Raw genomic sequence first — 14,708 nt, 5'->3', positions numbered from 1 at the left:
GCCGTTACGGACCGTGGGAACGCTCCCTGTGCATGCTCTGCCGATGGTTCAGAAGCGGCCGCCGCCGCCTCGCCGGCCGCGAGTGCCCCCGCCGCCGAAGCTGCCGGGGCCGCCGCCTCCGCCCCCGCCGAATCCGCCGCCGAACCCCCCTCCGTAACCCCTGCCGCCCCCGCCGCCGCCCAGGAGTCCGCCGAGGATGATCCCGCCGAGGACCGCGCCGCCAACCCCGCCGCCCCCTCCTTGTACACCGCCCGGGCCGTTCCGGTTCCCGTACGCCCGCACATCCTCTTCGGCCAGGCTCCGCGCCTGCCCGGCCAGTGAGCCGGCCTGATGAGCCTCGGCCAGCGCACCCTGTGGATCGTCCGTGCCTGCCAGCTCCCGGGCCCGCTCCAGCCGCCGCTGGGCCTCCGCGAGCCGGGTCCGGGCCTGGCTGCCGACGGCCCCCCGATTCGTTGTGATGTAGTCCGCAGCGGCAGCGATTGCCGAGCGCGTGGTGAGCATCGCCTGGTCGAGCAGGGATCGGGCCCGACGGTCACCCTGCTCACGTTCGCGGGCCCCGGCCAGCGCCTCGTCCAGCGCGGCATCGGCCTCCTCCACCCTGCGCAGCGCATCGATCGGGTCGTAGCGGCCGGCCTGCATCTCCCTGCTCACGTCGCCCAGTACCGACTGTGCGCGGGCGATCCGGCCGCGCAGATCCGCGGTCGACACCCCCTCCGAGGTGCCTTCCAGCAGCCCGCCCGCATCGGCCAGATCGGTCTCCGTCTCGGTGAGTGCGGCCGGCAGTGCCGCCGCTGCCGCCGCGAGCTCCCGGGCACGCCGGTCCACGGCGTCGACGAGCGTGGTCGCCTGGTCGACCGCACCCTCGGCCGCCCGTACGTACACCGCCGCTGCCGCGTTGTTTCCCCCGTCCACCGCCTGCCTCGCCTGGTTCAGGCTGGAGGTCGTGAAGACGAGGCGGTCCTTCGCCTGCTCGATGTCGTCCGCGACGGAGGAGGAGGCCGAATCCGCGTACCGGCTGCGCATCGAGGCGAGGGAGGTCTCGGCCGCCGAAGCCCGGACCGCGAGTGCACGGAACGCGGTCTCGGCTGTCGCAAGCGCCTGTGGAGCGTTGCGTTCCAGTGCGCGCAGCCGGTCGAAGTCCTCGGAGACGGTATCGAGACGGGCATTGGCCCCCGTGCAGCGGTTGGTGATCTCGTCCAGCATCCGGCGACGCGTCGCATCGTCCTCCGGGAATGCATCGTCCAGCTGCTGACGCAACCGGAACGCGGCCGTCAGCTCGCCTTTCGCGAACGTGACGGCCTCGGTGAACGGGGCGGCGGCCTCTTCCCCGAACTGCGCGGTGGCAAAACCGAGTTCCTCCTCACTGGTGCGGACCGCGTCATCCGTCTCCACCAGCGCCTGTTTGGCACGGGCATCGAGCTCCGGCAGCGGAGTCGGTGGCCGGGGCGGCCCGCCCGACGGTGCGGCGCCGTGTCCCCAACCGGCCGATCCGGGCGTGGTGCGGGTCGTGGTGCGTCGCTTCCGGCGGGCGTACGCATAGGCGGCGACCGCTCCCGCTCCGCCGATGAGGACCACGGGAAGGATCAGGTCCCCGGTGCTCGTCCCGCCGGAACTGCCTGTTCCGGGATCGTCGATGCCGGGTGTGATGGTAGGGGTGGGCACCGGCTTCCCGGCCACTACGGCGGCATAGCCGTTGGCCGCCCCGATCGCGGCGCCCGCCCAGTCGTTCTGCTTGAGGGCCGGCTCGATGGCCGTGCTCGCCACGTCCCGCAGCTGGGCGTCGGTGAGGCGGGAGCCCGGGTCCACGGTGTACGCGTACTGCCGGTCGTGCGTGGCGACGGCGAGCAGCACGTCGTCGAGACCGAGACCGTTCTTGTCGGCCGTCGCATCGGCCCAGTTCTGCGCGGAACGGCCGGAGAAGTCCCGTACGTACACGACGAAGAGCTGGATGCGCCGGTCTGCGTAGAGGCGGTCGAGTGCGGCGACCACCTGGCCCCGGCGGTCGCCGAGCGCACCCACCTTGTCGGTGATCTGCCCGTCCCGGGACAACGTGACGGGGTCGTCGGCGCGAGCGGCCGGCGCAGCGGGAAGGGCCAGCCAGCACACCGCCATCAGCACGGCGACGAGGGCCCGGCCCGGTATGAGAATCCGGGTACGGCTCACGAGCTGCATCACATGTGTGAGGCTATGTCCACCCTCAGTCACCCGCGACCCGGCGATCCACCGGGGGACGGTCACGAGGCCGGACCCGCCGTCGGTCCTACCGCAGGCGCCGTGCGGGATCGACGACCCCGTCGTTCAGGCGCATCCCCACCCCGCCTCGCGGCGCCACGGATGACCGGGCGCGCGCGGATCGGCCGGGGGCCGGCGCAGCAGCTGCGCGTCGAGCCGGGTGATCCGACGTCCCAGCTCGGCCTGCGGCCGTGGCGCGAATGCGGACAGGATGTCGCCCAGCACGTCCCGGGCGCGGGTCACGTTCGAGCGGGCAGCCATGGCAGGGGCAGCCGGCGAGGGACACAGGGTGCGGCCGGGGGGAGGCAGAAGAGGGAGCAGTTGTGGTGCAGGGCCGCTGCGGTTCGCCCCGGGAAGATCCCGTACAGATCGCTCTCACGCTCCACGCGACGGATCGCGGCGCCGGTGAGGAGGGAGAGCCGACGAATTCTGCCCGGGCCGGACAGTCATCCGGGTGTCCTCCGCGGGGCGGTGTGCAGCGCGCCGGGCCGCTTACGCGGCATCGGCCTTTCGGCGGTGGGACATCATGCCGGTCATACTGCCACGGCACACCGACAATCAGGGGGTAACCGGAGTGCGTTCGCACATGAAGGGCATGGCCGGCGCTGTGCGGAACTGGGCGGCCCGGTTCCGCTGGAATCGGTTGTGGCGGACCTGGCCGCGGCGGATCGCGCTGGGACTCGTCCTGGTGATCGTGGTTCCGCTGCTCACCGCGGGTGTCACCCTGCGGCTCAACTACTCCGGCGACCCGGGCGCCGGCACCCGTACCCGCGGCCGTGACGCCGTCTGGCTCGGGCACGCCTGGGTCGACGGGCGCAAGAACGGCAGGGACCTGGCCGCGTTCGCCGACCGGATCCGTGGGACGGGGATCAAGGACCTGTACGTCCATGCGGGGCCTCTGGAGCACAACGGCACACTGCCCGCGACCCGCTACCCGAAGGCACGGTGGCTGGTCGATGCCGTGCATCGCACCCTGCCCGGCATCCGGGTGCAGGCCTGGCTCGGGGACGTACTCGCCACGGAGGGACCCACCGGTCTGCACCTTGAACGGGGTGCTTCCCGCACCGCCGTGGTCGACTCCGCGAGGCAGATCCTCGATGCCGGTTTCGACGGTGTCCACTTCGACCTCGAACCTCTGCACTCCGGCGACCCGCACTACCTCTCGCTCCTCGACGACCTGCACGCCCTCACGAAGGCCCGCAGGGCCCCGCTCTCCGTCGCCGCTCACCAGATCGACCCGCTCCCCGCAGCGCACAGTGTCGTTGGCACACTCAGCGGCAGTCCCAAGTGGTGGTCGCAGAAGTTCTTCGGGCAGGTGGCGCGGCGCGTCGACCAGATCGCCGTCATGTCGTACGACACCTGGATGCCGCTGGAGGGCATGTACGGCGGTTACGTCGCCGAGCAGACCGCGCTCGCCCTGGAGGTGACACCCCCGGGAACCGATCTCCTGATGGGTCTGCCCTTCTTCCACGAGGACGATCTCGGACACCATGAGGCGGCGGAGACGGTCTCGGCCGCGGTCCGAGGCACCAGACTCGGTCTGGCGCGTACGGGCCGCGGCCGGGAACGGTTCGGAGTCGCGCTCTATGTCGACTTCGCGGCGCGGGAGGGCGACTGGGCGGCGTACCGCGAGGGATGGAACTGACTTCGGAACCGCCCTTGCTTCACGCCGCCGCAGGTCAGATGGAGAACTGCTCCTTGGTGAGCAGAGGACGCACCTTCGACCGGAACCCGCCGGTCCGGAAAGGCCGTTGCAGCAGCCCGGGGCGGATCGCCTGGGCCAGCGCCGCGGCGATCATGCCCTGGTCGAGGGCGAGCATGTAGTCGCTGACCCGTCCCGTGCGGACATTGACGGAATCCCGGAAGCCGTAGCCCTCGTGGTAGGCCCCGAAGTCGCGGTCGAGCGCCCGCAGGTTGGCGACCGCCTCGCCCGGTGCGTACGGCAGGGCGAGGAACGAGGCGTGCGGGGTGACCACACCGTTGGTGAAGGCCGACGCGGGCGGCAGCGGAGCGCCGTCCGTGGTGTACGTGCGATCGGTGTTGGAGGCATAGCCGTCGACCTGCATGCCGATGGCGTCGACACCGTACTCCTGGTACCCGCCCTCGGGGATGTTGGCGGGGGAGAAGCCCCAGTACCCGTACTCCGCTTCCTTCATACCGTGTTCGATCTGGCTGCGGACGTAACGCTGGTGGGTGAGACCCCAGGACTGCGGCGACCACTCCGCCTCCGGCACGAACAGCGGCACCATCAGCGCCTCGAACATCGAACCGCCCCAGCTGGGAACGATCTTCCGGCCGCGGTGCGTGTAGTGGCCCTGCCACACCCGGACGCCGTCCATGGCGACGTACGCACCCTGCGGATGCTGCTCCTGCTCGTGCTCGGGGAGCATCGTGCGCAGCAGGTGCCAGTAGTGGTCGGCGGGCAGCGAGCCGTCCGCGATGCCCAGATAACTGGCCATGCGGGGCTCGGTGTTGAGCGCGCCGTAGTGGTGCCCGGTGGGCTCCTCGGTGTCGGGCCAGAAGCCGCCGCGCAGCTGACCGGGGCCGGCGACCGGGTCGGCAGCGTCGTAGGGCGTGTAGTAGTAGGACCAGTCGGCGGTCGCCAGGATTCGGGCGACACGGGGGCGCAGCGCGGGTGAGGCGTCGGCGGCGATGCGCAGGCCGGTGATCAGCCAGGCGTTGTCGACGGAGGAGAGGAACGGACGGACCGGGTCCCCGGTGCCGGGCCACTCGGTCAGCACCGAACCGTCGTGCGCGTCGTACCAGTTGAGCCAGAAGCCGTGGTGGCGCTCCAGCTTCTCCACGGTGCGGACGGTGCGCTCCAGCCTGCGGTGCATCGTGGCTTCGCTGATCACGCCGAGACCGGCGGCGGCGACGGTCGACCAGAGGCCGCAGCCGATATTGGTGGGCGACGTCTGGCGGGACTGGACGGGGCCGCCGGAGCCGCTGACATCGATCTTGTCCGTGGCCAGACCGAGGTCGGTCGTCATGGCCTCGATCGAGTGATACGTATCGCGGAACCAGCGCAGCAGCAGCGGTGTATCAAGAGCATGAACAGGTTGCGCGGCATGCGCGGATGGAACGGAACGAGCGCCCGGCGAGGCGGCCACGGACTGCGCGGCGCTCGCGGAGGACGCGGATATGGCCCCCAGGGACAGGGCGGCAGCCCCGGTCCCGGCGGCGGTGACGAATGTGCGACGGTCCATGAAGATCCAGCTCCCAGTGACAGAAGGGGGAAGGGGGAATTTCGTGGCGTGCTCGACGCGGCAGTGGAGAGACTGCCGCGGGTGTGGCTGCGGTGGTGGCGCCGTTTTCGGGTGTGTCCGTCGGCGCGGCCGAAGCCGTGGGGCTTCGGCCGCGCTGAACGGAGCAGCACGGGGACCGGCGGCCGTCAGGTTCCGTCGGTTCCCGTACTGAACGGGGCCGTCAGGTGGCTCCCGGTCTGTGGGTCGCCGTCAGTCGGCGATGCGCGGCAGCGTGCGGGTGCGGCCCATCTCGCCCAGCCAGACGGCGGACGGCTTCGGCAGCCGCTCGAAGGTCTCCGGGTCCCAGCCGATCAGGCCGAAGGTGGGCTTGTAGGAGCCCCACTCGTAGTTGTCGAGGGCGCTCCATGCGAGGTAGCCCGTGATGTTGAGGCCGTCCTGCAGCGCGGCGGCGACCTCGTTCAGCGCCCCGGTGTAGTAGTCGATGCGACGGCTGTCGTCATCGGTCGCGATGCCGTTCTCGGTCACGATCAGCGGTACGTCGCCGCCGACGACCTCGGCGGTGTGGCGCAGCGCGTAGCCCACCGCGGACGGGTAGTACTCCCACTGGGTAAGGGTGCGCTCGACGCCGTCGGCCGTCGGGATCGGGCCGTCGGTGCCGATCTCGGTACGGGTGTAGGACTGGACGCCGATCCAGTCGTCGCCGCGGGCGGCCTCGATGAAGATGTCCTCGCGCGGGTGGCGGTACGCGGCGGTGACGTCCTCGGCGCCGGGCAGGGCCTGGTAGACCTGGTTGGCGATGGTCCAGCCGACCTGGATGTCGGCGTTGATCGCCTTGACCTCCTTGACGGCCGCGTGGTGGGCGGCGATGACGGCCTGGGTGGTCTCGTCGTCCGGGGTCGGCAGACCCGCCGGCGGGAAGCTGTTGTCGCCACGCTTGGCCTGGCCGGCCATCACGGCGATCATGTTGGGCTCGTTGATGGTGCACACGTGGCTGACGTCCTGGCCGATCACCGGTGCGCAGGCGGCGACGTAGCGGGCGAAGAGCTCGGTGGCACCCTCGGCGGTCCAGCCGCCGCGCGCCTCGAACCACTGCGGCACGGTGAAGTGATGCAGCGTGATCATCGGACGCAGGCCGCGCGAAACGGCGCCTTCGACCATGCGGCGGTAGTGGGCGAGCTCGGCCCGGGAGAACCGGCCCTCGGCCGGCTCGATGCGCGCCCACTCGATGGAGAACCGGTAGTCGGTGAAGCCCAGTCCGGCGAGCACGTCCATGTCCTCGTGCCAGCGGTGGTAGCTGTCGCAGGCGTCCAGGCTGGGCTCCTGGATGTGGGTGCCCGCGGCGTGTTCCTTGACCCACCAGTCGCTGTTGGTGTTGTTGCCCTCGATCTGGTGGGCGGCCGTGGAGGCACCCCACAGGAAGCCTTCGGGGAACGGGACCTGGGTGTGAGTCATCGCAAAATGTCTTTCTGGTGCGTGAAGGGGGGCCGGCGGGGGTGCGGGGTGCGGCCTCGTACGAGTCGGTGGAGCGGGCTACTTCATGCCCGCCGTGGCGATGCCCTGGGTGAAGTGCCGCTGCAGTGCGATGAACAGGATCAGCACGGGCAGCACGACCAGGAATGCTCCGGCCATCAGCATGCCGTTGGAGCCACCGGCCTTGTTGGGGTCCGTGGCGAACGTCGCGAGCGCGACCGGAAGCGTGTATTTGTCCGGGTCGTTGGTCGCGATCAGCGGCCAGACGAAGTTGTTCCAGGAACCGAGGAAGGCGAAGATCGAGAGCGTTGCGAGGGCGGGCTTCACCAGCGGCATCACGATCCGCCAGAAGATGTACCACTCGCCGGCGCCGTCCATCCGGGCTGCTTCCAGCAGCTCGTCCGGGATCGACTGCATGAACTGCCGCATCAGGAAGACACCGAAGGCTCCCGCGGCGAAGGGCAGTACGAGACCCGCGTAGCTGTCGATCAGTTGGAGCTTGCTCATCAGCACGAAGAGCGGCAGCAGCATCAGGTTGCCGGGCACCATCAGGGCGCCCAGGACCAGCCCGAAGATCTTGTTGCGCCCGACGAAGTTCAGCTTGGCCAGGGCGTAGCCGAGCATCGAGCAGAACACCAGGTTCGAGACGGTGACCAGCACCGCCACGATGACGGAGTTCATGAAGTACAGCGGCAGATCGAGCTTGTCGAGCAGGTCCCGGAAGTTGTCCAGGGTCCACTCGGTGGGGATCCACACGGGCGGGCTGGCCGACAGTTCGCTCGACGTCTTGAAGGCCGAGAATGCCATCCAGAGGAACGGGGCGGACATGACCAACAGGCCGACCGCGAGCAGGACGTAGATCAGCAGCCGCTTCGGGTTCCGGGTCTTCTTCACGCCCTGGGGCCTGATCGGCTCCTTCGACGGCGCCGCCGGGACGGCGCCGGGTGCACGGGTGGCGCTCATTTCGTGTTGTCCTTCAGCAGTCGGAGCTGGAGCACAGTGATGCCCATGATCACTACGAAGAGGACATACGCCATGGCGCTCGCGTAGCCCATGTGGAAGAAGTTGAAGCCCTCGCGGTACATGTTCAGCGAGACGGTGAGGGTGGAGTCCGAGGGTCCGCCCTGCGTCATCACGAATGGTTCCTCGAAGACGTTGAGGTAGCCAATGGTGGTGATGACCGTGGCGTAGAGCAGCGTCGGCCGGAGCAGGGGCACGGTGATCCTGCGGAACTCGTGCCAGACACCGGCGCCGTCGAGCTTCGCGGCTTCCCGTACCTCGGTGGGAATGGCCTGCAGTCCGGCGATGAAAAGCACCATGACCGTGCCGAGGTTGCGCCATACCGCCATAGCGATCATCGAGGGCATCGCCAGCGTCTCGGAGCCGAGGAAGTCCGGCGGGGTGAGACCCACTTCGGTGAAGAGGCCCGCGATCAGTCCGTCGCTCGGGTCCAGGACGAACCGCCAGACCACGGCGACGGCGACGATGGTGGTGACCACCGGGGCGTAGAAGCCGACCCGGAAGAAGGTCCGGGCCCGGTCGATTCCGTTGTTCAGCAGCACCGCGACGACCAGTCCGAGGAAGATCGTCAGGGGGACGCCGATGACCACGAAGTACGCCGTGTTGAAGAGCGACTTGAGGAACTTCTCGTCGCCGAACAGATTGGCGTAGTTCTCGAAGCCGATGAAATTCGCGTCCAGCGGGTGCGTGACATTGCGCAGCCCGAAGTCGGTGAAGCTCATCAGCAGAGTGGCGAGGATCGGGAACGCCATGAAGACGGTGAAGAGGACGAGGAAGGGGGTGGAGAACAGCCAGCCGGCCGCGTTCTGCACACCCATCGACGGCCTCTTGCGACCCCGGCGCTCCTGGGGCCCGGCGGCCGGGGACTGGGAGGTCCCCGGCCCGGCCTGCACCTTGGCCGGCTGTGCGGCCTTTCCGGTCATGGTGCTCATGGCTCCTACTTCACGAGGCCTTCGATCTGGGACTGCGCCGTCTTCAGCGCGTCCTGGGCGGAAGCCTTGCCCTGGGTGACCTTCGCGATGGCCTGGTCGACCTTGTCGGTGATCTCGGTCCACTTGGCGAGCGAGGGAGCGGCCTTGGCCGTGTCCATCTGCTTCTTGAAGACCTGGAGGTTGGCGTCGTCGGAGAGTGCTCCGGAGGTCCAGGCCGCGGTGTTGGCGGGCAGGTCCTTGGTGCGCTCGTACCAGTCGGCCTGGCCCTTGGCGTCGGTCAGGTACTTGATGAACTCCGTGGCAGCGGCCTTGTGCTCACTGTCCTTGGAAACCACCAGCGAGGAGCCGCCCGCCATGGAGACGGAGGACTTGTCGGCGGGGACGTTGGCCACCGCCCACTTGCCCTTGATCTGCGGCTGGCCCTCGTTCAGCAGGGTGACGTGCCAGGGGCCGCCGAAGAACATCGGGACGCGGCCGTTGCCGAAGTCCTTCACCACGTCGTAGCCGGGCGCCACGGACTTGTTGGAGAGGCCCTTGTCGAAGTACGAGCCGTACTCCTTGAGCGCCTTGACGGCCTCGGGGCTGTCGATGACGGCTTCGCCCTTGTCATTGACGATCTCGCCGCCGGCCGAGTACAGGAAGGAGTAGAAGTTCTGCACCGTGTCCAGGCCGCTGGGCTGGATGGACAGGCCCCACTTGGTACCGGCCTTCTTCTGGTACGCGGTGGCGAGATCCTGCATCTCCTTCCAGTTGGTCGGAGCCTTGTCGATGCCGGCCTTCTCGGCCAGATCGGTGCGGTAGTAGAGGACGCGGGTGTCGACGTACCACGGCACGCCGTACGCGGTGCCGTCCACCTCACCCTGGTTCCAGCCGGACGGGAAGAAGTCCTTCTTGTCGAAGGTCTTCGTGTCCACCGGTTCCAGGACACCGAGCTCGGAGAACTCGCCCATGTAGCTGCCGCCCATCTGCGCCACGTCCGGCATGGTGCCGGCGGCGGCCGCGGAGACGAGCTTCTGGTGGGCGACGTCCCAGCCGACCGGGGTGACCTTGACGGTGATGTTCGGGTGCGACTTCTCGTAGACCTTTGCCACGTCCGCGAGCTTCTCGCCCTCGGCCCCCATGGCCCAGACGGTGAGCGTCTGCTTCTTGTCCGCGGCGACGTCGGCACCGGAACTGCCACATGCAGTGATACCGAATGCGAGCGCGACTGCGATACCGACCGAGGCGGTTCTGGCGGTGCGGGACATGGAGGGCTCCTCCTCGAGCAATCCGGATGTATGCGCTGCCTGTAAGCGCATACATCACTCTGCGACACAGGTTCGGAGATGCGCAAGAGGGTGCTAGGTCACACTCGTGCAACGTGCTCGTCATCTAAATGTTCAACTTTGGAACGGTAAACGGCGTGTTTGCGAATATGAAGAGGATGTGACCCATTTCGTAGGGCACCGCGCTGCCCGAGGTTGGGCGATATTGTCGTGATCATGTCTTCGTTTGCGCATGATTTCCCGTTCGATCCGTCCTACGGGTACACGTCGGACGAGCTGCTGAGCGTCCCCGCGCCCGCCGCCCCGGACGATTTCGCGGCCTTCTGGCGAGCCCGCCACGACGAGGCCCGCAAGGTCGCCGCGGAACCGGAGATCGGACCGCTGGAGGACGAGCGGGACGGACTGCGGATCCACGGTGTGACGTTCACCTCCGTGGGCGGGGTCCGGATCGGCGGCTGGCTCGCCCTGCCCGTCGAGGGTGTTGCGGAGCACGGATTCGTCATCGGCCACGGGTACGGGGGCCGGCAGGAGCCGGGGCCCGATCTGCCGCTGCCCCTGCCCCGGTCCGCCGCGATCCTGCCCTGCGTGCGCGGCATGGGCAGCCGCGGTCCGTGGCCGGGAATCCCCGATGTGGCCGACGCGCATGTCCGTCACGGCATCGGGTCGCGAGACACGTATGTCATCGGCGACTGCGTGGCGGATCTGTGGTGTGCCGCGTCGGCGCTGCACGAACTCGTTCCGGAGCTGGCCCCCGGGGGTGGTCCGGGGGCTCCCCGGCTCGGCTATCTCGGGGAGAGCTTCGGCGGCGGGCTCGGTGCGCTGGCCCTGCCGTGGGACGACCGGTTCGGCGCCGCGCAGCTGACGGTGCCCACGTTCGGCAACCACCCGTTGCGGCTCACGCTGCGGTGCGTCGGCAGCGGTGAGTCGTTGCGCGCGTATCACCGGGACCATCCCGAAGTCACCGAAGTGCTGCGTTACTTCGACGCTGCGACGGCCGCCGCGCAGCTGGACCTGCCGACGCTGGTGGCGGCAGCGCTGTTCGATCCCTCGGTGCCGCCGCCCGGCCAGTTCGCCGTACACAATGCGCTCGCCGGACCGCGTGAACTGCAGGTGCTGAGCGCGGGGCATTTCGAGTACGAGGGGCTCGTCGGGGAGGTGGCCCAGCTGCGGGGGAACCGGGAGCGGTTCTTCGGGGCGCATATGGGCTAGGGGTGTCCGGAGGGGGCGGGCCGGTCGGGCCGGGCTCGCGCGTCCAGGCACGCACAACTGCCGGGTCGGCCCGGCCTCACGCGCCGGACGGTCCGGGCTTCGCGGCTCGTCCGGCGCATGAGGCAGCCGCAGTCCGTTCGGCGGGCTCAGCCGCAGCCGCAGCTCGCCCGGCGGGCCAGGGATACCGGGAGCATCAGGGATACCGGCTCGCGTTCCCGGTCGCCCAGGTGCTGCACGAGCAGTTCCACCGCCTGCTCGCCCAGCTGCCGGATCGGCTGTCGTACGGTCGTCAGCGGCGGTCGTACGATCCGGCTCAGCGGGATCCCGTCGAACCCGGTCACGGCGAGGTCGTCGGGCACCCGCACCCCGCGCCGTTCCAGCGCGCGCAGCGCGCCCACCGCCATCTGGTCGTTGGCGAACAGCATGGCCTGCGGACGTTCGGTGTCACTCAGGCCTGCGTACCGGTCGAGCATGGCTTCCGCCGTCCGGGCGCCTTCGGCCTGCGTCATCATCTCGGCCCGCATGTCCGGTGCGTCCGGCACCGGGAGTCCGGCGTCGCGGCAGGCCTCCTGGAAGCCGCGGAACCGCGCCTCGGCGTCCGGTGACGCCACCTCGCCCCCGATGAAGGCGAGTCTGCGCAGCCCGTGGTCATCGATCAGGTGACGGGCCAGTTCGCGTTCGCCGTCGGCGTTGGCCACGACGATGTGGTCGAGGTGGTCGATCTCGCGCGGCCCGGCGAGCATCACCACCGGCAGCCGGCGCGAGATCACTTCGAGATCCTCGGTCGGCACGGTCTGCGCAAGCACCGCGAAGCCGTCGACCCGGCCGGCCACCTTCGCGACGAGGCTCTCGGGCCCGCCCTCCAGTGACGCGGCGATCAGCAGCGCGTACCCGTGTCGCCGTGCCGCGCGTTCCATGCCGCGGATGATCTGGTCGGAGTAGAGCATCACCGCGTCGTCGGCGTCGCTGTCCGCCTCCGCGTCGGCCTCGGCGTCCGGGTCGGCGTAGTCGGGGAAGCAGAGCCCGAGCACTCCGGTGGTGCGGCTGGCCAGGCCTCGCGCGTTCCCGCTGGGTACGTACCCGAGCTCGCGGGCCGCATCGAGGACCCGCTCGCGGGTCTGGGCGCGCACGGAGTCGGGGTTGCGGTAGACCCGCGAGACCGTCGCAATCGAGACGCCCGACCGCTCTGCGACGTCGTACACCGTTGGGGCACTCACCCGAACCGACCGTCCGCTTCTTCTTCCCGTACCTACACACTTTGAAAGCGCATTCACCCTAGATCGCACGCCACGCCACGAGCAAGGCCGCATAGAAAATAGACAGGCAACCTTGCAAGATGGCCTGTGCATCTTTTACGATGGACTCATGCGGGAACCATTGTCCGAAGCCACCACCGCCGAGCCGGGCGGCGAGCCCAGCGCGGAGCAGGTCGCGACGCAGCTGGCGTCCGTCGTCAGCCGCCTGCTGCGCCGGCTGCGCACCACATCGTCGGACAGCCTGCTCACCCCGACCCAGCGCGCGGTGCTCTCCCGCCTCGACCGGGAGGGCCCGGCCACCACGGCCGCGCTGGCCCGCGCCGAGTACGTACGGCCCCAGTCCATGCGGCTGACCCTCGGGGCGCTGGAGAGTCAGGGGCTCGTCGAGCGGGCGCCGGATCCTGTCGACGGCCGGAAGTCGGTCATGTCCATCACAGATGTCGGCCGGACCACGCTCGGCGCGGTCCGGGCCGCCAAGCACAACTGGCTCGCCGAAGCGATCGCTGCCGAGCTCGACGGGGCCGAGCGCCGTACCGTCGCCGAGGCCACGGCCCTCCTGGACCGCCTGGTCGAGCAGTGACCGCCCCGGAGCCGATGCCGACACCGGCGGCGGAGGCGGGCGCGGTGAAAGTCGAAGTGGAAGTGACAAGCGACCGGCCGGCCCCGCAAGCGACCGCGGCGGCCACCTCTACCGGCCTCGGCCGTCTTGCGGCCACTTCCTCCGGGCGCCCCGCAGCCACCTGCCCCGGTTTCAGTGCGCGCCTCACCGCACCGCTGCTCCTCGGCTCCCTGCTCAACCCGCTCAACACCACCATGATTTCCACGGCCCTGGTGGCGATCGCCCACACCTTCGGCATCGGTGCCGCCGACACCGCCTGGCTCATCTCGGTCCTCTACCTCGCCAGCGCCGTCGCCCAGCCCGTTCTCGGCAAGCTCGCCGACGCCCTCGGCCCCCGCCGCGTCTTCCTCGCCGGTCTGGTCGTCGTGATCGCCTCCGGCCTCGTCGGGACGTTCGCGCCGAGTTTCGGCTGGCTGATCGCATCCCGGCTGCTGCTCGGCATCGGTACGTCGGCCGCCTACCCGGCCGCCATGGCGGTGCTGCGCGACGAGTCCCGGCGGGTCGGCCGGGCCACCCCACGTCCCGTCCTGGCCCGGCTCTCCTTCGCCGCGCTCGGCAGCGCCGCCGTCGGGCCCACGCTCGGCGGGCTGCTCGTCATGGTCGTCGGCTGGCGGGGCATCTTCGCCGTCAATGTGCCCGTCGCCCTCATCGCGTTCGGTTTCGCGCTGCTCTGGATCCCGGCGGATCCGCCGCGCACGCGTGGAGCCGACGGTCGTGCGCCCCGGCTCGACCTGGATCCGCTCGGCATCGGCCTCTTCTCCACCGCCCTGACCGTGCTGGTCTTCTTCCTGCTCGATCTCGCCCACCCGATGTGGTGGCTGCTCGCGCCCTTCGCCGTGCTGACCGGTGTGCTGGTGTGGTGGCAGCTGCGCCGCCCGCGGCCCTTCATCGACCTGCGGATGCTCGCGAGCAACGCAGCGCTCGCCCGCACGTATCTGCGGCACGGACTGAGCTACCTGTTGATCTACTGCGTGATGTACGGCTATACGCAGTGGCTGGAGGAGGTACGTGGCTACTCCTCCGGCCACACCGGACTGCTGATGCTGCCGATGTCACTCGCCGCACTGGCCTGTTCGCTGCTCGGAGCCCGGACGAAGGGCATCCGCGGCCCGCTCGCACTGGCCTGTGTGCTGCTCACCGTCGGGGCCGCGGTGCTGGTGTTCCTCTCCGGTTCCACGCCGCTCGCCGTGCTGCTGCTCGCCGGCGCCTGCTTCGGCATCCCGCAAGGGCTGATCGGTACGAGCAACCAGGCCGCCGTCCAGGCGTACGCGCCGCCCGAGAGCATCGGGTCAGCCGCCGGACTCCAGCGCACCGCCCAGTACATCGGGGCGATCACCGCGTCCAGCCTGATCGCCCTTGCCTACGGTCGGTCGGCGAGCGACGGCGGGCTCCATCTCATGGCTGTGGTCTCCGTCGTACTCGGCCTGCTGCTGATCGTCCTGACCCTCACCGACCGCGCCCTGCGCACCCGCACCTGACCACCACAGGCACCACCCATC

12 protein-coding genes are annotated in these 14,708 nt (G+C 69.7%); 4 read left to right on the top strand and 8 right to left on the bottom strand.

Annotation, left to right across the window (positions count from 1 at the left end):
- Window positions 1–48 precede the first annotated feature (48 nt).
- Window positions 49–2,172, bottom strand: a complete 2,124-nt coding sequence (locus OHA88_RS19120) for a TPM domain-containing protein (RefSeq protein ID WP_328629732.1) — start codon at window positions 2,170–2,172, stop codon at window positions 49–51.
- A gap of 126 nt (window positions 2,173–2,298) precedes the next feature.
- Window positions 2,299–2,493 (bottom strand): hypothetical protein, encoded by a 195-nt coding sequence (locus OHA88_RS19115; protein WP_328626416.1) that lies wholly within the window; start codon window positions 2,491–2,493, stop codon window positions 2,299–2,301.
- Between the two features lie 334 nt (window positions 2,494–2,827).
- On the opposite strand from OHA88_RS19115, the gene OHA88_RS19110 reads away from it, so the two are divergent.
- Entirely contained in the window at window positions 2,828–3,877 is a 1,050-nt protein-coding gene (locus OHA88_RS19110) for a glycoside hydrolase family 18 protein (RefSeq protein ID WP_328629731.1), read from the top strand.
- A 34-nt stretch (window positions 3,878–3,911) separates the two neighbouring features.
- On the opposite strand, the gene OHA88_RS19105 is transcribed toward OHA88_RS19110, so the two are convergent.
- From OHA88_RS19105 to OHA88_RS19085, 5 genes are all read right to left on the bottom strand, one after another.
- Window positions 3,912–5,438 carry a glucoamylase family protein gene (locus OHA88_RS19105; RefSeq protein ID WP_328626415.1) on the bottom strand — a complete coding sequence of 509 codons (1,527 nt, stop codon included), beginning with the start codon at window positions 5,436–5,438 and terminating at the stop codon, window positions 3,912–3,914.
- A 249-nt stretch (window positions 5,439–5,687) separates the two neighbouring features.
- A complete protein-coding gene (locus OHA88_RS19100; protein ID WP_328626414.1) occupies window positions 5,688–6,890 on the bottom strand; it encodes a glycoside hydrolase family 1 protein in 1,203 nt (400 codons plus the stop codon).
- Window positions 6,891–6,968: 78 nt separating this feature from the next.
- The gene (locus tag OHA88_RS19095; RefSeq protein ID WP_326817689.1) at window positions 6,969–7,871 is read right to left on the bottom strand and encodes a carbohydrate ABC transporter permease; all 903 of its coding nucleotides are present in this window, start codon (window positions 7,869–7,871) and stop codon (window positions 6,969–6,971) included.
- Window positions 7,868–8,860 carry a carbohydrate ABC transporter permease gene (locus OHA88_RS19090; RefSeq protein WP_267002336.1) on the bottom strand — a complete coding sequence of 331 codons (993 nt, stop codon included), beginning with the start codon at window positions 8,858–8,860 and terminating at the stop codon, window positions 7,868–7,870. Before OHA88_RS19090 ends, OHA88_RS19095 begins: the two co-directional genes overlap by 4 nt.
- A 5-nt stretch (window positions 8,861–8,865) precedes the next feature.
- Window positions 8,866–10,107, bottom strand: a complete 1,242-nt coding sequence (locus OHA88_RS19085; protein WP_328626413.1) for a sugar ABC transporter substrate-binding protein — start codon at window positions 10,105–10,107, stop codon at window positions 8,866–8,868.
- 234 nt (window positions 10,108–10,341) lie between these two features.
- On the opposite strand from OHA88_RS19085, the gene OHA88_RS19080 reads away from it, so the two are divergent.
- On the top strand, window positions 10,342–11,334 hold the full coding sequence (locus OHA88_RS19080) for an acetylxylan esterase (RefSeq protein WP_328626412.1): 993 nt from the start codon (window positions 10,342–10,344) through the stop codon (window positions 11,332–11,334).
- A gap of 146 nt (window positions 11,335–11,480) precedes the next feature.
- Here OHA88_RS19080 and OHA88_RS19075 read toward each other — a convergent pair whose 3' ends face one another.
- Window positions 11,481–12,551 (bottom strand): LacI family DNA-binding transcriptional regulator, encoded by a 1,071-nt coding sequence (locus OHA88_RS19075; protein ID WP_328626411.1) that lies wholly within the window; start codon window positions 12,549–12,551, stop codon window positions 11,481–11,483.
- A 148-nt stretch (window positions 12,552–12,699) separates the two neighbouring features.
- On the opposite strand from OHA88_RS19075, the gene OHA88_RS19070 reads away from it, so the two are divergent.
- On the top strand, window positions 12,700–13,170 hold the full coding sequence (locus OHA88_RS19070) for a MarR family winged helix-turn-helix transcriptional regulator (protein ID WP_328626410.1): 471 nt from the start codon (window positions 12,700–12,702) through the stop codon (window positions 13,168–13,170).
- Between the two features lie 14 nt (window positions 13,171–13,184).
- The gene (locus tag OHA88_RS19065) at window positions 13,185–14,687 is read left to right on the top strand and encodes an MFS transporter (protein ID WP_443044377.1); all 1,503 of its coding nucleotides are present in this window, start codon (window positions 13,185–13,187) and stop codon (window positions 14,685–14,687) included.
- The last annotated feature ends 21 nt before the right edge of the window (window positions 14,688–14,708 follow it).

Origin of the sequence: Streptomyces sp. NBC_00353 (assembly GCF_036108815.1) — a bacterium.
Classification (GTDB): domain Bacteria; phylum Actinomycetota; class Actinomycetes; order Streptomycetales; family Streptomycetaceae; genus Streptomyces.
This window is presented reverse-complemented; position numbering and strand designations above follow the sequence as displayed.